The 19599-nt window shown below is 58.6% G+C and carries 18 protein-coding genes; 17 read left to right on the plus strand and 1 reads right to left on the minus strand.

Annotated features, from left to right (window positions below; genetic code table 11):
• Nucleotides 1-40 precede the first annotated feature (40 nt).
• Nucleotides 41-676 carry an SH3 domain-containing protein gene (locus HNR46_RS10545; RefSeq protein WP_184018550.1) on the plus strand — a complete coding sequence of 212 codons (636 nt, stop codon included), beginning with the start codon at nucleotides 41-43 and terminating at the stop codon, nucleotides 674-676.
• A gap of 90 nt (nucleotides 677-766) precedes the next feature.
• Here the strand turns inward: HNR46_RS10545 and HNR46_RS10550 are convergent, their stop codons facing one another.
• Entirely contained in the window at nucleotides 767-1261 is a 495-nt protein-coding gene (locus HNR46_RS10550) for a redoxin domain-containing protein (RefSeq protein ID WP_184018552.1), read from the minus strand.
• Between the two features lie 65 nt (nucleotides 1262-1326).
• Between HNR46_RS10550 and HNR46_RS10555 the strand changes: the two genes are divergently transcribed.
• The 16 genes from HNR46_RS10555 (at nucleotide 1327) to HNR46_RS10630 (ending at nucleotide 19593) form a co-directional block, all read left to right on the plus strand.
• Nucleotides 1327-2598, plus strand: a complete 1272-nt coding sequence (locus HNR46_RS10555; protein ID WP_184018554.1) for a valine--pyruvate transaminase — start codon at nucleotides 1327-1329, stop codon at nucleotides 2596-2598.
• A gap of 214 nt (nucleotides 2599-2812) precedes the next feature.
• Nucleotides 2813-3547, plus strand: a complete 735-nt coding sequence (locus HNR46_RS10560; RefSeq protein WP_184018556.1) for a hypothetical protein — start codon at nucleotides 2813-2815, stop codon at nucleotides 3545-3547.
• A 33-nt stretch (nucleotides 3548-3580) separates the two neighbouring features.
• Nucleotides 3581-4618 (plus strand): hypothetical protein, encoded by a 1038-nt coding sequence (locus HNR46_RS10565; RefSeq protein ID WP_184018558.1) that lies wholly within the window; start codon nucleotides 3581-3583, stop codon nucleotides 4616-4618.
• Between the two features lie 20 nt (nucleotides 4619-4638).
• Nucleotides 4639-5172: a hypothetical protein gene (locus tag HNR46_RS10570; RefSeq protein WP_184018560.1), complete on the plus strand. Its 534-nt coding sequence runs from the start codon at nucleotides 4639-4641 to the stop codon at nucleotides 5170-5172.
• A gap of 430 nt (nucleotides 5173-5602) precedes the next feature.
• Nucleotides 5603-6058 (plus strand): division/cell wall cluster transcriptional repressor MraZ, encoded by a 456-nt coding sequence (locus HNR46_RS10575; protein ID WP_184018562.1) that lies wholly within the window; start codon nucleotides 5603-5605, stop codon nucleotides 6056-6058.
• A gap of 607 nt (nucleotides 6059-6665) precedes the next feature.
• Nucleotides 6666-7589: a 16S rRNA (cytosine(1402)-N(4))-methyltransferase RsmH gene (rsmH, locus tag HNR46_RS21385; RefSeq protein WP_343076032.1), complete on the plus strand. Its 924-nt coding sequence runs from the start codon at nucleotides 6666-6668 to the stop codon at nucleotides 7587-7589.
• Nucleotides 7586-7927, plus strand: coding sequence for a hypothetical protein (locus tag HNR46_RS10585; protein ID WP_184018564.1), 342 nt, complete (start codon nucleotides 7586-7588; stop codon nucleotides 7925-7927). Before rsmH ends, HNR46_RS10585 begins: the two co-directional genes overlap by 4 nt.
• A 13-nt stretch (nucleotides 7928-7940) precedes the next feature.
• On the plus strand, nucleotides 7941-9863 hold the full coding sequence (locus tag HNR46_RS10590; RefSeq protein ID WP_184018566.1) for a peptidoglycan D,D-transpeptidase FtsI family protein: 1923 nt from the start codon (nucleotides 7941-7943) through the stop codon (nucleotides 9861-9863).
• Complete coding sequence (locus tag HNR46_RS10595; RefSeq protein WP_184018568.1) at nucleotides 9860-11365, plus strand: UDP-N-acetylmuramoyl-L-alanyl-D-glutamate--2,6-diaminopimelate ligase; 1506 nt, start codon at nucleotides 9860-9862, stop codon at nucleotides 11363-11365. Before HNR46_RS10590 ends, HNR46_RS10595 begins: the two co-directional genes overlap by 4 nt.
• Nucleotides 11362-12726 (plus strand): UDP-N-acetylmuramoyl-tripeptide--D-alanyl-D-alanine ligase, encoded by a 1365-nt coding sequence (locus HNR46_RS10600; protein ID WP_184018570.1) that lies wholly within the window; start codon nucleotides 11362-11364, stop codon nucleotides 12724-12726. The genes HNR46_RS10595 and HNR46_RS10600 overlap by 4 nt, the downstream gene beginning before the upstream one ends.
• A complete protein-coding gene (gene mraY / locus HNR46_RS10605) occupies nucleotides 12726-13946 on the plus strand; it encodes a phospho-N-acetylmuramoyl-pentapeptide-transferase (RefSeq protein ID WP_184018572.1) in 1221 nt (406 codons plus the stop codon). The genes HNR46_RS10600 and mraY overlap by 1 nt, the downstream gene beginning before the upstream one ends.
• Complete coding sequence (gene murD, locus HNR46_RS10610) at nucleotides 13946-15241, plus strand: UDP-N-acetylmuramoyl-L-alanine--D-glutamate ligase (RefSeq protein ID WP_184018574.1); 1296 nt, start codon at nucleotides 13946-13948, stop codon at nucleotides 15239-15241. The genes mraY and murD overlap by 1 nt, the downstream gene beginning before the upstream one ends.
• 21 nt (nucleotides 15242-15262) lie before the next feature.
• The gene (locus HNR46_RS10615; protein ID WP_184018576.1) at nucleotides 15263-16123 is read left to right on the plus strand and encodes a LysM peptidoglycan-binding domain-containing protein; all 861 of its coding nucleotides are present in this window, start codon (nucleotides 15263-15265) and stop codon (nucleotides 16121-16123) included.
• A gap of 19 nt (nucleotides 16124-16142) precedes the next feature.
• Nucleotides 16143-17291 carry an FtsW/RodA/SpoVE family cell cycle protein gene (locus tag HNR46_RS10620; protein WP_184018578.1) on the plus strand — a complete coding sequence of 383 codons (1149 nt, stop codon included), beginning with the start codon at nucleotides 16143-16145 and terminating at the stop codon, nucleotides 17289-17291.
• Nucleotides 17292-17391: 100 nt separating this feature from the next.
• Nucleotides 17392-19167, plus strand: a complete 1776-nt coding sequence (locus tag HNR46_RS10625) for an ABC transporter ATP-binding protein (RefSeq protein ID WP_184018585.1) — start codon at nucleotides 17392-17394, stop codon at nucleotides 19165-19167.
• A gap of 60 nt (nucleotides 19168-19227) precedes the next feature.
• Entirely contained in the window at nucleotides 19228-19593 is a 366-nt protein-coding gene (locus HNR46_RS10630; protein ID WP_184018587.1) for a hypothetical protein, read from the plus strand.
• The last annotated feature ends 6 nt before the right edge of the window (nucleotides 19594-19599 follow it).

The raw sequence follows: 19599 nt of genomic DNA on the forward strand, positions 1-19599 counted from the left end.
CCCTGTGGGAACGGGTGTCAGTTTTTACTCAGTCGCCAAAATGAAAACCTCCTTCTTTTGCTTTCCCGCTGTCGCCATGGCTTTGGCCTCCTGTCAATCGGGGGGACCGATGTCGATGTCGTCGTCGACTTTTGATCCCCTGAATGCTGCGGGTGGTGTCGGCGGAGCGTCGCAATCCTCCAGCATGAGCACCCTGAATCCAGGGGAGTTTGTGGAGGCGCTGACGGACAAGACCGCCCTTTTCAACTCTCGTCCTAGCGCGAACGATACCGCCTCTCGCTTGTTGTCGCGTGGAACGACGATGAAAGTCATTTCGGACGATGGCAGCTACGCCAAGGTGGAGCTGGATGATGGAACCGTTGGTTTCGTGCCCTCGATTCAACTAGGAAATGGAGCTGGCTCCATGGTGGCTGATCCCACCCAGGGGAGCGAGGTTCAAGTCTGGCCGCCGGTGGATACGATTCCGCTGCCCGCCGGGGAAGGGCAGACGGCTCCAGGCGAGGCGATGGATGGAGCGCCGACATTGCCGCCGGTGATTGAACCGGACGCCCCCGCTGAGCTGCCACCCCTTCCCGACGACGCTCCGACGCCCGGATTGGGGGCCGAGCCTGCAGTGGAGATGACTCCCCCAGCTGAGGCCGCAGAAGATGCGGTCGGCGATGATGCTGGGGAGTGAGTCGCCCGCCGAGCAAAGATCAAAAGAAGCCGCGGTTCCCGTTGAGGGCCGCGGCTTTTGTTTGTTGAGCAGGTGAAAGCTTTGGAGTCCTCAGGCGAGTTCCTTGAGGGCCGCCTTGACGGCTTCGAAGTCGGGAAGGTCCTTCGGATGTTCGCAGACTTCCGAGTGGCGAATGACTCCGCTTTTGTCGACGACGAACACGGATCGCTTCGCCACTCCGCCCATGATCAGGTTGGCTTCTGGAAGGAATTGCTCATAGGCGATCCCGTAGGCCTTGGCGACCGTGTGCTCGTAGTCGCTGAGAAGGGGCAGGGTGATGCCGGATTTTTGCGCCCATGCTTCTTGGGCAAACGGGTTGTCTCCTGAGATGCCGATGACCTTGGCATCCAGTGCCTGGTAATCAGCCATGCCGGCGGAAATGTCGCAGAACTCCTGGGTGCAGACGCCAGTGAAGGCCATCGGAACGAACAGAATCACAAGATTGGACTTGCCGGTCAGGTCCGAGAGTTTCACGAGTTCTGGGCCCTCGGGACCCTTGGAGACGAGAGTGAAGTCGGGGGCGGTATCGCCAATTTGAAGTGCCATGGATCGGTAGAATCTTGAGGTTCGCGCCGATCATAGGCCGGAAGTTCTGGAGGTCAACGAAGCGCATGCAATTTGAATTTTCCGAGTTGGGCCGGCATCTTGCCGGACGAAGTGGGATCGGTGACTTGATGGAGGATCTGGGGAATGCCCTAGCCCATGGAGGGGACGAGATCCGAATGCTTGGTGGTGGACAGCCAGCAAACATCCCTGAAGTGAACTCCCTGTGGCGCCGCCGCATGGAGGAGCTGCTTTCGGAACCGGGGGGGATGGAGCGAGCGATGGCGACTTATGATCCTCCTCGCGGCAATCCGGGCTACATCGCAGCCCTCGCCAAGTTGTTCCGCGAACGCTTCGGTTGGAATGTCGGACCCGAGCATTTCGCGATCACCTCCGGCGGGCAAACGGCGTTCTTCCTGCTGTTCAACCTGTTGGCGGGTCCCATGCCTGATGGGCGAAAGCGGAAGATCCTTCTTCCGTTGGTTCCGGAATACATCGGCTACGCCAATCAGGGGGCGTTCGGTGAGTTGTTCACCGCGGTGCCGCCGCTGGTGGAGATCACGGGCCCTCATGAGTTCAAATACCGGGTGGATTTCGATCGCATCGAAATCACCGAGGAGATCGCGGCGATCTGTGTTTCCCGGCCGACGAATCCTACGGGAAATGTTCTGACCGATGCCGAGGTGGCGCGATTGTCGAAGCTGGCGAAGGACCATGGGATTCCGCTGATCATTGACAACGCCTACGGTGCTCCATTTCCCAATATCATCTTCACCGAAGCTCATCCTCATTGGGATGAGCACGTGATTCTCACGCTCTCGCTCTCAAAGATCGGTCTGCCAGGCACTCGCACCGGGATGGTGGTGGCCCATCCGGACGTGGCGGGAGCGATTGCCGGGATGAGTTCGGTGGTGGGTCTCGCCAATCCGAATCTGGGTCAGGCCGTGGTGAAACCTCTGCTGGAGAGCGGTGAGATTCTTCGGCTGTCGAAGGAGGTGGTGCAGCCCTTCTACCGCGAGAAATCACGTCTGGCGGTGGATTGGATCGGAGAATCGTTCGCGGATGATTTTGAATTCTTTATCCATCGGAGCGAAGGGGCGATGTTCCTGTGGTTGTGGTTCCCGGGGCTGCCGATTTCATCGGACGAACTTTATCAGCGCTTGAAGGCGAGAGGCGTGTTGGTGGTGCCGGGTCGCCATTTCTTCTTCGGGCTGGGTGAAACGCCGTGTTCGTATCGGGATGAATGCATCCGAATTTCTTACGCGATGGAGGAACGTATCGTGAAGGACGGGATCCGGGCAATTGGTGAGGAAGTGAGGAAAGCGTTCCAAAGCGCTTGAATTCAACTATCGGAGTTCTTTCACCCTCCCAGGGGGCGAAAGAATGAGACCGGGGCCCCTACGCGATCACGGGGGGATTTTAGGATTCCGTTCTTTCAGGATCGGAGGATGATGCGGCTGTGCGGAGGAGTCCGCGCCACCTTTTTTCCCGAAGAGGTGCCCCACCCCTCCTTTCTCCCCAGAAAGGTGCTTACCCCCAATCCCCCGGTCCCCCATGAAAACCAGCCTCCCCCGGTTGGTGTGTCGCGTGTTCGCGCATGCCTTCGTCTTCACGTCCCTCCTTGCCACGGTCTCGGCAGCTGATGAGCCGTATGGCACCATTCATGCCTCTCCGGGCATCGCCCGCGTCGGGGTTTTCCCTGCACTCGATTGGGAAATCAATTACCCCGGACTGGAGGAAGTCGCTGAAGTCGATCCTCCAGGGAAAATCAAGGTTTTGTCGGAGACGACCATGCAGGTGCGTTTGCTGGGTGCCGGAGTGACCCTGAGTTACTCGGATGGTTCGAACATGAGCTTCGTCCACACCGAGGGCTACTTCAGTTTCAACAATGGGTCGTGGCAGCGTTTGTTCGCAGGCACCAACGACATCGTGAGTCAGAGCAAGGTGCTCAAAACGCAGGACGCCTTCCAAGGTCAGTCTGTCCGGTTTGGCGGACATTACTGGGACACTTCGTCGGGCCGCTGGTCACATTTCTACTATTCCAATGACGGCACGCAGAACGTTCGGGTGCTGAAAGATGGGGACTCGGTGCCAACGACCTACAACATCGCCAACTCCCCGACACTGGAGCAGTTCATCAAGCCCTACCTCGATTCAGGCGGGAAGATCGACATTGGCCCGATGGACATGATCGTGATGCTGGAACTGACGCATACGGACGCGCAGCAGTACCAGACCGGTTACGACCTCCAGGATTTGGTGTTTTTGGTGACCTTTTCCGAAAGCTGATTTTCATTCTGGTTTCTTACCCCCCCCTGTCCCATGAAATCCCCCTTGGCATGTTTGTTGGCGTTTGGTGCGTTGGCTGCGACTTCTTCGGCGGCGGGCTACACCAACTACATCCGGCAGGTGATGCTGGAGACCACTCCGGAGATCCATTGGGACTTGGAGAATGTGGCCGCGAAAGGAGAGGGGATTTCCCCGGCGGCGCTCAGCCTTTCGGGCTCGCGCTATGAGCTCTGGACCGTCAAGAATGCGGACACGAGTGGGACCTCGGCGGTATCCTACCTGTTGGATACGGCATTTGTGAGTGCCTACTCGCCTGCGGCAGAGATCGTCATTCATACTCTTGATCCGGATGGTGGAGACATTCCGCGGACGCGCGTCGATCAACCGTTCAGTGTGGATGTGACGGTCAGTGGATTGCTTACCGGCGACGATGCCCCGGCTGCCTCGAAGTCGGTGAGGCTGCTTCATCACACCCAGTCCTACGGTGATACTTACGGGGAGAACGTCGACCGCAGCCAAGCGAACTTGTTTGACCAGCGGGTGATCGAAAGCAATGGCGTGACCACCTTGGAATATGAGATGACGAACTTGACGGGTGCGGACCTCACTCAAGTGCGCGGAGAAGAACGCTTTTCCGTCTACACGCATAGCGAGAATGGCGCTCTCGACGAGCAACTTGCGTCTCGTTTCGTCAAAGTTTGGCCGTTGACTCGGGTGCAGATTCTCGGGCTGGAGTGGGGCGAAACCTATCGCTTCGAGATGCCTCAGGTGACGATCGAAGTGGATGACATGTATCCGAAGTCCTACACCTACACCCAGATTTACAAGGGGGCTCCCTCCCTGGGCACGGTGGGCACGAAGATTCCCCAGGCACAGAAGCAGATCGACCAAAGCAAGCCGCTGAGCCGGACATGGGTGATCGGGAACCTGGGAAGTCTCATCGACGAGGATGGGCAGTGGACCCTCGAGGTGGTGACGGAGACGGTCTTCGGTGTGGAGCGCTTGGCTTTGATGACCTTTGAGGTCGACCGCAGCCTGGAGGTTCGGTCGCTCCTTTCGACCTTGGAATAACCCTTTCGATTTTTTGATCCATGAAAACCATCGCTACTTCCTTTCTGGCAGGCCTCACTTTGATGTCGGCTTCGGGGGCTCAGGGAATGCGGGACTCTGCCACTCACGAAGAGTTGGCGGGTCGCCTGAGAGCGCAGCAGCAAAAGAACCCAATGAGGGTTCTGCCTGCAGGGGAAGGAGAGGATCCCTCGAAAACGAATCGCCCAGCAGACATTCTGGAGGATTCGGACATTTTTACTTTTTCTGGTGAAAGCAGCTTGGTTCCCAAGGGAGCGGTGTTGGCAGTCCCTGCTGCGTTTCAATCGAGGTTGGGGGCGAGTCAAACGGGGAAGTTCATTCCATGGAGTCGTTTTCTGGCAGAGAACCGAGGGTGGATTGAAGTCGTGGACTTGAGTTTGGAGCAGATCGTTGGTGAGGAACCTTTGCCTGCCGATTTGGTGAAGCGCATGGAGACCTGCCAGCGGGTTCTGGTGGCAGCCGTGCAAGGGGGGCCGATCACGGTCCCTGCGGCAAAAATAGATGCTGCCCGCGAGGCAGCGAAGGAAGGTCGATAACAATCCTTCCGGGCGATTTTTCATAGGGCCCCGCAAGGAAGCCCGACGAAGGGAACAACGGAAACGCGCTGGCATGGGACGCCAGCGCGTTTCTTTTTTTAGAATCGTGGCCCAGTGGAGCGTCGCCAGGGAAGGGGCGCAGAGTCTGAACCAGCCATGGAGAATGGCGAGCCGGGGCTGCCCTAGCACTGGAGTACACTGAACGATCTCTGGCGCGTCTTTTTAAACGATCATTGGGCGAATTCTCAAAAAAATTGGGAGGCAACCCCGCGAAATTTCGGGTTGAGTGCACTCAAATCCACCGGAAGGCACATTATAAAACACTGAAAATCAGTGTTTAAAAAATTATTCACAGCGATTCGGAAATCCCTTGCTGATTTGGGTGTACTTTGGTGTAGTTGGCGCACGGAAAAAGCTTTGCCTGCTTTGAATGTCTGCCCCCGTCCAGAATCTGGAAAACCACTTTGTCCACAAGATGGACTCGAAGAACCGCGTGTCGGTTCCGACCGAGTTTCGTCTGGTGGAGGAGGGGACGCCGATTCGGATCATGAGGTCGACGGAGCACGGCGAGCCGGTGATCAAGGTTTTTACCGAAGATCACTACCAAGCGAAGTTCGCGGAAATCGACCAGGCCGCGAATCTCAATTCTGCTCAGAAAAAACAGATCATCAGTGCGCTGCGGATGTTTTCGAAGCAGGTGACGATCAATCCTCAAGGCAAGCTGACTTTGCCGAAGGATTGGTGCGACAAGGTTGGCCTGCGGGCCGAAGAGCAAGCCGTCCTGGGCGGTTGCGGAGAATATTTCATCATTTGCAGTCAGGATGCGATGAGCCGGATGGAGGAGAACCTGCGGGTGCTCGACGACGGCGGCCTCGGGGTCCTGTGATTCACGATTTTACCCAACGAACGACGACATGCTGTTCGCCCTACCAACCTCGGCATCCGGATTTTCCCGTCTGGAAGCACCCACTTCCGCCGCGCGGCGGATGTCGGGGTTGGGCGTTTCTTTTTTGCCGCGGCCCGAAGTTGTCGGGACACGACTGCGCGTCGCGGCGATCCCAACGGTTGTCCGTTCCGGTCTCCATGGCTGGTTTGCGGGGCGGCAGCCGGTGATTTTCCAGGCTGAGCGGAAGGAGCCATTCGGGACAGTGCTCCTTTCGCCAATTACCCCGCGTGTCCGCGCCGGTTTCCATGGCTGGTTTGCGGCGCGGACCGCGGAACTTTTTTCTAGGTTGGTTCGAGCTTCCGCCTTCGGGACAAGGGGAGAAGCCGAATCCACTTCCACGGTTGTCCGCTCCGGTCTCCATGGCTGGTTTGCGGGGCGGCGGCCGGTGATTTTCCAGGCTGAGCGGAAGGAGTCATTCGGGACAGTACTCCTTTCGCCCATTTCTCCGCGTGTCCGCGCCGGTTTCCATGGCTGGTTTGCGGCGCGGGCCGCGGATGCTCATTTCGATGAAGTTCCAGCTGCCCGTGGAGACGACGAAGGCTACCACATTTCGGTCCTGCCGGAGGAAACCTTGCGGTGGATGGAGGCGGGGCCGGGGAAGTATTTGATCGACGGTACGCTGGGTGGCGGCGGGCACAGTGAAGCCTTTTTGAAAACCGGAGCCCGCGTTTTGGGGGTCGACCGGGATCCTGAGGCCATCGCCTACGCGAGCCGTCGTTTGGCGCCATTTGGCGACCGCTTTCGCGTCTGGCAGGGGAATTTTGCCGATCTCTGTGAAGACCCCGAGATCCGGGATGGAGAACGCGCTGACGGGCTTCTCCTGGATCTCGGGGTGTCCTCCCATCAGTTGGATGCCGCCGAGCGCGGTTTTTCATTCATGCGTGAAGGTCCGTTGGACATGCGCATGGGCCCTGCGACCGAGCGCACAGCAGCGGACATCGTGAACGAATGGCCGGAATCGGAACTGGTGAGATTGTTGCGTGAGTTTGGCGAGGAACCGAAGGCGCGCCGAATCGCGGCCGCTTTGGTGCGTCAACGGATCGAGAAGCCCTTTTCCACGACTGGCGAACTGGCGGATTGCATCGAAAAAGCCGTCGGTCGTAGTGGCCGTACCCATCCGGCAACCCGGACGTTTCAAGCCATTCGGATGGAGGTGAATGATGAGCTCGGTTCGCTCCGTCGAGCCTTGGAGGCGTCGATTCATCTGCTCAAGCCTGGGGGAAGGCTTCTCGTGATCACCTTCCACAGCCTTGAGGATCGGATGGTGAAGCAATTCATGAGGGACCGGTCCAAAGAGTGGATCGATCAGCCTCATTGGCCCGAGCCGAGGAGAAATCCGGATCGGGTCTTTCGCCTTCCACAGACCAAGGCCATCGCCCCGACTCCCGAAGAAATCCGACTGAATCCCCGCGCCCGCAGCTCCAAACTGCGGGTTGCCGAGCTTCTGGATCCTACTGAATTGAAGCCATGAATCGTCGTCGTTCCGAATCTCCCAAATCCCTCCTCGCGTCCTTCATCGCGCTGGGATTGCTTACGGTCATCGCCACCAGTGGTGGGGCGATGCATGCGATTTTCCGCAACGGCCAGATCAAGACCGAGCGCAAGATCAGCGATGCTCGGAAGCGCATCGACGACCTGCGCAATGACATTCAAATGATCCAGGTCCGCCAAGAGCGCTTGATGGACCGCTATGAAATTCGTGACCAACTGGCGATGCTCGATTCGTCGTTGGTGCCTGTGACGTTTGAAGTGGTCGAGCGCATTGAGGATCTGCCGCCTGAGCCGATGCCGGTGGCGGTGACTCCCTGAGAACTGATTTCTGATGACCCGCCGGAGCTTCCAGCGTCGTTGCCTGATCCTGTGCTCGTTCTTTATGATCGGGCTCAGTCTGCTTTCTGCGCGGTTGATTCAGATTCAGGTCCTGGATCGTCAGAAATACCGGGAGCGGGCGCGTGCGGCCTATGATCGCAGTGAGATCTTGCCGGGTATCCGCGGAAACATTGTGGATCGCAATGACGAGGTGCTTGCGAAGAGCATCGGTCTGAGCACTCTGATGGTGGACGCGAATCTGTTCCGGGATCCCGTCGTGGTCGTGCGGGCCCTGGCCTACGAGCGGGCATCCCACGAGGCGGACTGGGAGATGCTGAGCGGCGAGGAAAAATCGCGGAAGCTCAAGGTTCTTCGTGGCTTGATTCTTGAGGAAGACGAGCCGTCGATCATCGTCGAGCGCTATTTGGCGCGCGCGGTGGGCATGCTGGCGCGGCCGATGGGCTTGCGCCGGGAGGAGTTGCGGGAGCGGATCGAAGGACCGATCAAGAAGGGGCGTGCATATTTTGCGATCGCCAAAGACCTTCCGGAGGATGCCGCGGATGCTCTTCGAGACTTGATCGAAAAGAACGATCTCAAGGGCTTTCGTTGGGAAAATTCGATCAAGCGCTGGTACAGCTCACCGGAGCTGGCGGCACACGTGGTGGGTTACACAGGCGAAGAAGAATCGGTGGATGATCGAGGCCGAAAGTCCTTTGTTCAGGTTGGGAAATTCGGCGTCGAAGCGGCGATGGAGGACTACCTCCGCGGTCGCGATGGTCGCTGGGATCACCTGAATATTCCAATGCCCGGGGAAAAGGGGGACATGATCCCGCCTGTACACGGGCTGAACGTGCAGCTCACCTTGGACATGGGTTTGCAGGCCATCGTGGAGGAGGAGTTTGACGCGGGGCTTGAGAAATATGTGGCGCACCGTGGTTGTGTGGTGGTGCTCGATCCCAATTCCGGGGAGTTGCTGGCGATGGTGAGCCGTCCTTCCTTCAATCTGAATCTGAAAGAAGGGCTTGCGGAAGGGGCGATGAACTTCGCGCTGCAGGGGATTTACGAGCCGGGAAGTACCTTCAAGTTGGTGGCGACCTCGGGCGTCCTCAACGAAGGCTTGGCGACACCGGGAACGATGACTTTTTGCCACAACGGGCTGTTCGTAGAAGGCAAGCTGCGGATTCCGGACCACGCCCCGTATGGGATGCTTTCCGTGGCGGGAGTGCTCAAAAAATCGAGCAACATCGGTGCCTTCAAACTCGCCCGGCAGCTCGGGCCCGAGCGCTTTTTCGAGTATGCCCATCGCTATGGTTTTGGTCAGGAGACGGGGATCTTGTTGAGTGGGGAGTCGGCCGGTGTGGTTCGCAACACGGGAAACCTGATCGATTTCAGCCGGGCAGCTTACGGCTACGCCCTCAATGTGACTCCGCTGCAGGTGGCGACCGCCTATTCGGTGGTGGCCAATGGGGGGGAATTGATCCGCCCGCGGGTGGTGCGATCGATCATTGGTAGCGATGGAACGGTGTTGGAGCGTTTTGAGCCCGAGATCGAGCGACGGGTCATCACCGAGCGCACTGCGCGGCAGATGCGGGAAGCCTTGATCACCGTCGTGGAAAAAGGAGGAACGGCCACTGCCGCTGCGGTCCCTGGATTCAAGGTGGCGGGCAAGACCGGAACGGCTCGCCGCGTGAAGAATGGCGGCTATCAGGTGGGGCACTACACCGTTTCGTTTGTCGGCATGATGCCGGCGGAAAATCCCGAGTTCGTTTGCCTCGTCGTCGTGGATGATCCGCGGCCGGGCGACGGGATGGCGATTGGTGGTGGTTCTGTGGCTGCACCGATATTTTCCAAGATTGCCGCGCGGGTAGCGACTCACCTGCACTTGACTCCGACCGAGCCTGTGCCTGACGAGGGCCTTGCTGCCTCCGAACGATGATGAAACTCCGCGACGCCATTTCCCAACTTCACCGCCCGCTGATCGAAGGAACCCTCGAGACCGAGGTGACTTCGGTCACCGCCGATTCCCGAACTGCCGGACCGGGAAGCATTTTTGTGGCCATCCGGGGTCAGGAGGTCGACGGACGTCGATTCATTGACGACGCCTTGCGCAAAGGAGCGGTGGCAGTGGTCACGGACAGCCCGGCGGAAACCGGATTGCCTGAGAATCTGACTTGGATTCATGTCGGAGACCCCCGTGCGGCGTTGTCTTCCATGGCTGCTCAGATCGCGGGCAACCCATCGGCTGAATTGAAAATGGTCGGGGTGACGGGGACCAATGGCAAAACCACCACGGCTTATTTGCTTCACGCCTTGATGAGAGGGGCCTGGCACCGTGCCGGGATGATCGGGACGGTGAAGATTGATGACGGACTTTCGTCGGCCGAAGCGAGCCACACCACTCCCGATGCGCCCGCCTTGCAGAACTTGCTTCTGCGGATGCGCGACCATGGATGCCGCGGGGCAGTGATGGAGGTTTCGTCGCACGGCATCGACCAGAAGCGAGTGGCAGACGTGGCTTTTGATGCTTTGGTTTTCACGAATCTGACCCAGGACCACCTCGATTATCATGGGACGATGGCGGCTTACGCCGAGACCAAGTTTTCATGGTTTGAAGCGGCGGCGCTCCACTCCAAAGGCAAAAAGCCGGTAGCGGTGATCAATACTGATGATGCCGTGGGCGAGGATTTCGCAGAGCGCTTGGAAGGGCGGCTTCCAGTCATCCGTTTCGGCTTCGGTCTGCGCAATGAGATCCGTGCTCTCGACTTTCGGCAGTCGGCGCGTGGGATGGAGATCAAGCTCGAGATTGGGGGCAAACAGTATTTGCTGCGGGCTCCCCTGATTGGGCGATTCAATGCCTACAATCTCATGGGAGTGATCGGGGCTGCCAAGGCAGTGGGGATTCCTCCACGGGTGGCGATCGCTGCATTGGCGGAGGCACCGCAGGTGCCAGGACGGATGGAGCATTGCGGAACGCGTGACGGTGTTAGCGTCTTTGTGGATTACGCGCACACTCCGGATGCTTTGGAAAATGCCTGCCGGACGCTCAAGGAGCTGGAACCAAAGCGTTTGATCACGGTGTTCGGCTGCGGCGGCGATCGCGACAAAGCGAAGCGGCCATTGATGGCGCGGGCCGCTGGTCGGTTTTCAGATGCCTGCATCATCACGTCCGATAATCCGCGGAGTGAAGATCCGGCGGAGATTATTCGTCAAATTGAAGAAGGCATGGGATCGGCTCGCTATCGTTCGGTCGAAGATCGGGCCGAGGCGATCCGCATTGCGGTCCACGCGGCGGCACCGGGGGATATCGTCCTGGTGGCGGGCAAGGGCCATGAGACTTACCAGCAGTTTGCCGATCAAACGATCGATTTCGATGATCGGCGTGAAGTGAAACGCTCCTTGGCCGCAAGGCCGGGGCCCGAAGAAAGGAAGCGGCGATGATCACGACGGATGCGAAAACCCTGGCAGCGGCCTGTGGCGGCGAAATCATCGCCGGCGACCCTCTGCAGATGGCGGAGACGGTTTCCACCGATACCCGCAGTCTACGACCTAGCGCCTGCTGGGTGGCTCTGAAGGGAGATCGCTTCGATGCCAATGCCTTTGCAGCGCAAGCGGCAGCGGCTGGAGCCACGGTATTGGTGGTCGAAAACCTTCAGGGGGAAGTGCCTGCGGGAACGACGGTGATTCAGGTGGGTGATGGCTTGCTGGCCTTGCAGAAAATGGCGTTCTGGCACCGATCCCGACTTTCGGTCGAAGTGGTTGGTATCACTGGCTCGAATGGCAAGACGAGCACGAAGGATTTCACTCGGGCGGTGTTGGGGGCTCATTTTCCGACATTCGCGACTCAAGGGAATCTGAACAATCACATTGGAGTTCCGCTGACTTTGCTGTCGCTCGATGCTTCTCACCGGATGGCGGTGGTGGAGATGGGGATGAATCATCCTGGTGAGATTGCGCCGTTGTGTGAAATGGCCCGCCCGCGGGTGGGCATCATCACGAATATCGGCACGGCCCACATTGAGTTCCTGGGAAGCCGGGAGGGAATTGCCGAAGAAAAGGGAGCTTTGGCGCGGAGTCTGGATGCCGAGGGTGCGTTGTTCGTACCGGCGGGGTGCGATTTCATTGAGTACTTTCGCCAAAGAACCAAGGCACGGGTGATTCCGGTGGGCAATTGCCGCGGCCTCATCCGAGCGGATCATCTGCGACAGGATGGAATCCGCTCACAATTCACTCTGGTGATCGAAGGTCGGGAGGTCGGCGAGGTGGTGCTGCCCGTGATCGGCCGCCACATGGTGAAGAATGCGCTTTTGGCGGCGGGATGTGGCTGGTTTCTCGGAGTTCCCGAGGTGGCGATTTGCCGTGGCTTGAGCGAGGCGGTGCTGACCAGTGGCCGACTCCGCCGCTTCGAGTCGCAGGGGGTGACGGTGTTTGACGATACTTACAACGCGAATCCTGAATCGATGACAGCAGCGATTGAGACGCTGGCAGATGTCCCGGTGACCGCTGGAGGGCGGAGGTTCGTTGTGCTTGGGCGCATGGGCGAGCTGGGCGAGCACGCTGCGGAAGCTCATCCTCGGGTGGGGCGACTCGCCGCCGAGCGAGGTCTTGGAGTGATCGCGGTTGGTGAAGGGGCGGAAGGGATCGCCGAGGGTGCGGGCAGTGATGCGCATTTTTCAGACGCTCGGGAAGCCGCGGTGGCGCTATCGGGGCGATTCCATCCTGGTGACGTGGTGCTTTTCAAAGCCAGCCGTGGTGCCGCGTTGGAGCGTGTGATGAACGAAATATTTCCCCCAGACAACTGATGCTTTACTGGATATACGAATGGTGGCGGGCGGCGTTTGAGTCCGAAGTGAGTGCCAATCAAGAAGGCTGGGCGCATGCGCTAAGTTTCTTCAATCTTCTGCAATATATCACCTTCCGCGCTGCATTGGGGTGTTTGATGGCATTTGCCCTGAGCATTTTGTTTGGGCCGCGGGTGATTCGCCGATTGATCTCGCTGAAAGTCGGCCAACCGATCCGCACCGCGGAAGAGGTGCATAAGTTGGCTGAGCTGCATGGTGGAAAAGTGGGAACACCCACGATGGGAGGTGTGCTGATTTTGGGATCGGTGCTGATTTCCACCTTCATTTGCGCGCGTCCGTTCAATCCTTTCGTAGCGGTTTGCGCCTGTTCGATGGGGGCATTGGGACTGCTCGGGTTCATGGACGACTTCACCAAGGTGAAGAAGAAGAACTCGGATGGGGTGAGTGCGCGGACCAAGTTGTTTTGGCAGCTGGTGGTCGCGCTGGTGGCTTCCTGCTTCCTCTATTTCAAGATGGAGATCTCCGGGTTTGGTTCGAATCCGGAGGTGGTGAAGAATCTTGGATATGTGCCGGGTTACCAATTCCAAGGAGAGCCGCTGAAGATCAGTCAGATCACTTTTCCTCTCTTCAAGCAGCCGCTGATGGATTTGGGCTTTCTGATCATCCCCTTTTACGCGGCCATCATCATCGGGTGTTCGAATGCGGTGAATCTGACGGACGGTCTCGACGGCTTGGCGACAGGATGCACGATCACCGTTTCGCTGGCTTACGCCGGGCTCGCTTACCTAGCCGGGCACCATTTCATGGCCAATGAGTATCTAACGATTCCCTACAACCGTTTCATCAGTGAACTGTCGGTCTTCCTGCTGGCGCTGGCTGGAGCGAGTTTCGGTTTCCTCTGGTTCAACTGCCACCCGGCGAAGGTCTTTATGGGAGATACGGGATCTCTGGCGATTGGGGGAGCTCTTGGAACGGCCGCTCTTTGCGTGAAGCAGGAACTGCTTCTGGTGATCATTGGCGGGGTGTTCGTGATGGAAGCCATGTCGGTGATGTTGCAGGTCGGCAGCTTCAAGCTGCGCCGCAAGCGGATCTTCGCGATGGCGCCGATTCACCACCACTTTGAGTTGCGCGGTTGGCACGAGAGTCAGGTGATCATTCGCTTCTGGATCCTTTCCATCATGCTGGCCTTGTTCGGGTTGGCTTTGCTCAAAATCGTCTGATGAATCTCTCTGGCAAACGCGTGAACATCCTTGGAGCCGGTCGCAGTGGTCGCGCTGCTGCCGAGCTGGCTCTGCGAGAGGGCGCGCAAGTGCATGTCTTTGATGCGAAGGACCCGGTTGGTTTTCCGGAATCGGTGTCAGTGCATGGCGGCGTGAATCCCGGCGCGGCCGAGCCCTGTGATGTGCTAGTGGTCAGTCCGGGCATCGATACCTATGGACCCCTCGTGGCGGCCTTCTCCGAAAAAGCAGGGGAAGTGATTGGGGAGATCGAGTTGGCCTGCCGCTACTATTCCGGCCGGATCATCGCCATCACCGGAACCAATGGCAAGACGACCACGACCGAGCTAGTGGAGCGATTGCTGAAGGGCGCCGGGTATTCTGCCGTGGCTTGTGGCAACTACGGGGTGCCGGTGTGTGAGGTGGTGATGCTCGATCCCCAGCCTGATGTGCTGGCGCTTGAAGCCAGCTCGTTCCAATTGGAGACCATTGTGGATTTCCGCCCGGATGTGGCGGTGTGGCTGAACTTTGCGCCTGACCACATGGACCGCTATCCGGATGTGGAAAGCTACCGACGGGCGAAATGGAGGATCTTTGAGAACCTGACCGCGGATCAGTACATTGTCAGCCGGCACGGAGAAAATCTGCCAGCATCGCCTGCCGCGACCATTCAGTTCTCCACCGAGTGCGAAGATGCGGATTGGTGGTCGGAAGGGGAGCATCTGTTTCTCGATGGAGAGGAAGTTTTCAATTTGCGCTCCGGATCTCACCTGAGAGGTCTCCACAATGCTGAAAATGCCATGGCGGCGCTGGCTGCCTGCGAGGCTCTTAGCATCCCGCGGGAGAAGCTGCTGCCTGCCTTCGACGGCTATGCGCCGCCTCGCCATCGTTGCGAACTGGTGCGCACGCTCGATGGCGTCGAGTGGCTGAACGATTCCAAGGCGACCAACCTCCACGCGCTGGAGAGTGCGCTGCGTTCGCAGACCCGGCCGATCGTCCTCATGGCGGGGGGAAAGGAGAAGGGACTCGACTATTCTCCGGTGTTAGGGCTTCTTCAGAAGCACGCCGTCGCGGCCGTGACCTTCGGGCAAATCGGGCCTGCTCTGGGAGCTTTGTTCCGCCAAGTGGTGCCGAGTGAAATCTGCGACACCCTGAGCGAGGCCATTCTCACGGCCCAGCGGATGGCGACCCACGGACAGATTGTCCTGCTGTCCCCTGGAACTTCCTCTTTCGACCAATTCTCCGGCTATGAAGAACGCGGCGACGTGTTCTGCAAGCTGGTCAACGACCTGCGCTGACACCCCACACCCATACCCCACATGAGAAACCAACGCATGACCGTGAAGCGCCGCTCTGTGAAAAAGGGCAAACTTCATACTCTCTTCGCCAACGTCTCCCGGAAGAATAAGCGGCACCGCGCTGCGACGGCCGCCGTCGCTCCCGAGGATCTGGAGGGCGATGTGCCCAATTTGGGCATCGGCAAAGCCCTGCTCGTCATCTTGGCCATCCATGTGGTGGCCATCGGTGGAATCTTCTACCATAGTTCCCGATTCGGGAAATCTGAGACCGTCGACGCGTCCGAGCCGAAGGAGAGCAAGCGGGTGGTTTCACTGGCGTCGTCGGAGGCGATTCGAGTCACGCCGTCGATTTCTCGTCTGAGTGAGCCGGTGGTGGAGGAGGAACTGCCGATGTTTCGGGCTTCGGATCAGATTTATTCTGCCGGCACGGGCGATACCTACTCGAGCATCGCAGCTCGGTATGACATCGATGAGATGGAGCTGCGTTCGGCCAACGAAAACATCCCACTTCGCCAAGGTCGGCGCCTGCGCATTCCGCCGAAATCGATCACTGCCATTGAGCCGGCCGATATTGCTGAATTGCGGGTCACCACGCCTCCGGCTTCGGCACCGGCAGATGATTGGGTGACCACCGATGCCGCGCGTGCCTTGGATGAACAGATCGCGAATGCGCCCCGTGCGGTGCCCGTTCAGGAACGTCGCTCGGCGGCGACTGAGCAAGCTACCCGAGGAACGCAAGGCACGTATCAGGTCAAGTCGGGGGATACTTTTTGGAGCATTGCCAAGAATCATGGCGTGGATGTGAACCGTTTGATGAAAGCCAACGGTGTCAGCGACGCGCGGAAATTGCGCGTGGGAATGAACCTTTCCATTCCTCGCTAAGATCCTTAGGATTTCTGAAATGAATCGCCTTCTCAGCATTCTCCTATGCACGGGAGTGGCCGCCTTGGTGGCGCTGGGATTGATCATGCTGGCGAGTACCAGTGCCTGGGTGAACGGGCAGGAGGAGCCCTACCACTTTTTTTGGCGCCAGAGTGCCATGGCGGGGGTCGGAGTGATCGCCGCCATCGGTCTGTCGATGGTGGAGCCCGCGATGCTACGAAAGTTTTGGCCGTGGGCCCTTTTGGTGACCTGCATTTTGTTGGGCCTGTGCTTCGTGAAGCCGATCGGCAAGGAGATCAATGGCGAAGCGCGTTGGATCGCGCTTCCTGGCATGGGGCAGTTCCAGCCATCGGAAATCGCGAAAGCGGTGACGATGGTGGCGCTTGCGGGTTGGTTTGCTCGGTGGCAGACAGAGATTCGGACGTTCTGGAAAGGTTTCGTGGTGCCCAGCTTGCTCTTGGGGATACCTTTTGTATTGATTCTCAAGGAAACGGATATGGGGACCGCCGTGGGTATCGGTGCTGCCGGTTTGGCCGTGCTCTTCACAGTGGGGGTCAGGCTGCGCTTTCTCGTTCCCAGCATGTTGCTTGGAGTCGCGGCCTTTGCGGTGTTGGTGAGGACCGATGAAAACCGTTGGTCGCGAATTGAAGCTTGGCTCGATCTTGAGAATCCCGTGCATCAGCTCGATAAGGGGCTTCAGCAATGGCGGGCGTTGCTGGCCTTTGGCAATGGCGGCATGAGGGGGCAGGGCTTGGGCAATGGCTTTGAAAAATTCGGTCATCTTCCCTACGCCCATACGGATTTCATTTTCCCGAATATTGGCGAAGAACTTGGTCTCTATGGGACTCTCGGAACCGTTTTTTGCTATGTGATCATTGCTGTTTCCGGCACCGGGATCGCTGCCTTATCGACCAACGTTTTCAATCGATGCCTGGCGCTTGGGCTAACGGCGGTGATCGTGGTCCCGGCCATGGTGAACATTGCTGTGACGACCGCCGTGCTCCCGAATACGGGATTGCCGCTGCCCTTCGTCAGCTACGGTGGCACGAATCTGGTATTCACCTTGGCGTCGGTCGGCCTGCTGTGCGGGATTCATCGACGGACCCGGTTCGAGGACCGGCCGGTTCGGGCACTGAGCACGAGCCAGACGGCAGAAATTCGTCTGTGACGGGTTCTGCGCGTATTGAGTTGGAGAGTCGGGATCTTCTGACAAGCGAACTGGGACCGCGCCATTGACGGAAGGGGTGGGATCGTCTCCCATCGCCGCAATGCCGAGCGACGAGGAAAAGGGATCGCGGTTCTCCTTGGGAGGATTGCGTTGGGTGCTGAGCTATCAGAAGCCGCATCGGAGAATTTTCCTGCCTTCCTTGCTGGCGCTGTTCGTGACGGCGGGGCTTGCATTGGCCTTTCCCTGGTTCATGAAGGAGCTCTTCGGAGGGACCGTGGCCAAATTGCGGGAAGGGGTGCCGGCTGCCACGGTGATTGCCGAGGCCGATCGGCTGATTTTCACCCTGCTCGGAGTTTTGGCGGTACAAGCCATGATCGGGTTCTTCCGAGTGCAGGGGTTCATTCGTTCGGGAGAAGCTGCGCTCAATGACCTGCGCCGAGATCTCTTTCGTCATCTTCTGCGTTTGCCCGTGCCGTTTTTTCAGGAGCACCGGTCCGGGGCGCTGAGCAACCGAGTCTCCGCCGATCTCGGCACCGTGCGGGAGACGTTGATGACGACCTTGCCGCAAGCGGCCCGCCAATCGGTCACCTTGGTGGGTTCGGTGGTGATGATTTTTGTCACCTCGTGGAAGCTCTCCTTGGCAATGTTGGCGAGTATCCCGTTTGTGGTGCTGGCAGTCGCCATTGCCGGGCGGAAGGTCCGTGGGCATTCCAAGGCGGCTCAAGATGCCTTGGCAGAATCGGGAACCGTGATTGAGGAAAGCGTGCAGGCGATTGCGGACGTCAAAGCATTCACCAACGAGGAGTTCGAGGAGCAACGTTATCAAAGCTCACTGGATCGGTTCTATCAGGTGACTTTGCGCGGAGCGATGGCACGCGCCAGCTTTCTGGCCTTCGTGATTTTTGTGATGTTCGGAGCGATCGCTGGCGTGACGTGGCTGGGAGTTCGAATGATGGTGGAGGGCGATCTGACCGAGAAGCAGTTCTCGGGATTCATCCTCTATAGCGTGTTTGTAGGGGCCTCGTTGGGGGCCATGCCGGAAATTGTTTCTCAGATGCAAGCGATGACGGGGGCGACGGATCGCCTTCGGGAAATCATGGGCTTGAAGCCAGAGAGAGACGGTCGGGGGGAGCCCATCTCCCTCCGAGGCGCAGTGAGTTTCGAGAATGTGCACTTTCGCTACCCTTCGCGCCCGGATCAAGCGGTCCTTGCCGGGGTCAATTTTGCGGTCACTCCCGGGCAGCGCATCGCCTTGGTGGGGCCATCGGGCGCGGGGAAATCGACGGTGTTTTCGTTGTTGCTTGGCTATTATCGACCGGAACAGGGCAGGATCAGCTTTGATGGATGCGATGCTTCGTCGCTCGATCTCCAGGCATTGCGCGAAGGCATCGCAGTGGTTCCTCAGGAAGTGATGCTTTTTGGGGGAACCATCTTGGAGAACATCGAGTATGGTCGCCCGGGCGCCACCCGTGATGAGATCGTTGAAGCCGCGAAATTGGCCAACGCCCACGAATTCATTGAAACCCGCCCAGAAGGCTACGAAACGGTCGTCGGGCCCCGTGGGGTCAAGCTTTCGGGGGGGCAACGTCAACGCATTGCGATTGCCCGTGCCATCCTTGCTGATCCACGGATTCTGCTCCTTGACGAAGCGACCAGCGCATTGGACGCGGAAAGCGAACGTTTGGTGAACGAGGCACTGGATCGCCTGATGGTGGGGCGGACGAGCTTGGTGATCGCGCATCGATTGTCGACGGTCCGGAATGCGGACTGCATTTTGGTTCTCCATCAGGGCCGAGTTGTGGAGCAGGGCACCCACGAGGAGTTGATGTCGGCCGGTGGAACCTACCAGGTGCTGGTCCAGACCCAACTCGGCTGAGGGGCTTCGGACTCATTTGCTTGCTTCTTTGTCAGTTCTCATCAATCCAAGCCTTCACCGATGAGCGAGAGCGATGCGATCCGAGAAAAGGGCCCCCAACCGGTGGAAGCCCTAATGGAAGCCTGGGGACTGAGCAATCACGACATGGTGGATGCTTCACCCGAGCAACTGACCCACAAACAGGTGCAACGCGCCCGGAAGGGAAGGGTGTTGACCCTGGCCATGATGCAGAAAGTCACTCGGACCCTGAACATCGCGGTCTGGTACCGGCTGAAAAAGGAAGAGCGAGAGCAGTATTACGAGTACCTCCATCGGGATCTTTTTAACTACGCCAAGGGTCACGATCCGGCGTTTCAGGATCCCAACCAAGCGCTTATGGAGAAAGTGGTGGCTCGCGGGAGTAAGGTCATCAATCGCGAGCCCTGAGTGGGG

It is taken from the genome of Haloferula luteola (assembly GCF_014201715.1).
GTDB lineage: Bacteria > Verrucomicrobiota > Verrucomicrobiia > Verrucomicrobiales > Akkermansiaceae > Haloferula > Haloferula luteola.

Bases quoted from the DNA above. Each gene is read 5' to 3' on its own strand.
- HNR46_RS10545 (WP_184018550.1), top strand. From the start codon at position 41: ATGAAAACCTCCTTCTTTTGCTTTCCCGCTGTCGCCATGGCTTTGGCC.
- HNR46_RS10550 (WP_184018552.1), bottom strand. From the start codon at position 1,261: ATGGCACTTCAAATTGGCGATACCGCCCCCGACTTCACTCTCGTCTCC.
- HNR46_RS10555 (WP_184018554.1), top strand. From the start codon at position 1,327: ATGCAATTTGAATTTTCCGAGTTGGGCCGGCATCTTGCCGGACGAAGT.
- HNR46_RS10560 (WP_184018556.1), top strand. From the start codon at position 2,813: ATGAAAACCAGCCTCCCCCGGTTGGTGTGTCGCGTGTTCGCGCATGCC.
- HNR46_RS10565 (WP_184018558.1), top strand. From the start codon at position 3,581: ATGAAATCCCCCTTGGCATGTTTGTTGGCGTTTGGTGCGTTGGCTGCG.
- HNR46_RS10570 (WP_184018560.1), top strand. From the start codon at position 4,639: ATGAAAACCATCGCTACTTCCTTTCTGGCAGGCCTCACTTTGATGTCG.
- HNR46_RS10575 (WP_184018562.1), top strand. From the start codon at position 5,603: ATGTCTGCCCCCGTCCAGAATCTGGAAAACCACTTTGTCCACAAGATG.
- HNR46_RS10585 (WP_184018564.1), top strand. From the start codon at position 7,586: ATGAATCGTCGTCGTTCCGAATCTCCCAAATCCCTCCTCGCGTCCTTC.
- HNR46_RS10590 (WP_184018566.1), top strand. From the start codon at position 7,941: ATGACCCGCCGGAGCTTCCAGCGTCGTTGCCTGATCCTGTGCTCGTTC.
- HNR46_RS10595 (WP_184018568.1), top strand. From the start codon at position 9,860: ATGATGAAACTCCGCGACGCCATTTCCCAACTTCACCGCCCGCTGATC.
- HNR46_RS10600 (WP_184018570.1), top strand. From the start codon at position 11,362: ATGATCACGACGGATGCGAAAACCCTGGCAGCGGCCTGTGGCGGCGAA.
- mraY (WP_184018572.1), top strand. From the start codon at position 12,726: ATGCTTTACTGGATATACGAATGGTGGCGGGCGGCGTTTGAGTCCGAA.
- murD (WP_184018574.1), top strand. From the start codon at position 13,946: ATGAATCTCTCTGGCAAACGCGTGAACATCCTTGGAGCCGGTCGCAGT.
- HNR46_RS10615 (WP_184018576.1), top strand. From the start codon at position 15,263: ATGAGAAACCAACGCATGACCGTGAAGCGCCGCTCTGTGAAAAAGGGC.
- HNR46_RS10620 (WP_184018578.1), top strand. From the start codon at position 16,143: ATGAATCGCCTTCTCAGCATTCTCCTATGCACGGGAGTGGCCGCCTTG.
- HNR46_RS10625 (WP_184018585.1), top strand. From the start codon at position 17,392: ATGCCGAGCGACGAGGAAAAGGGATCGCGGTTCTCCTTGGGAGGATTG.
- HNR46_RS10630 (WP_184018587.1), top strand. From the start codon at position 19,228: ATGAGCGAGAGCGATGCGATCCGAGAAAAGGGCCCCCAACCGGTGGAA.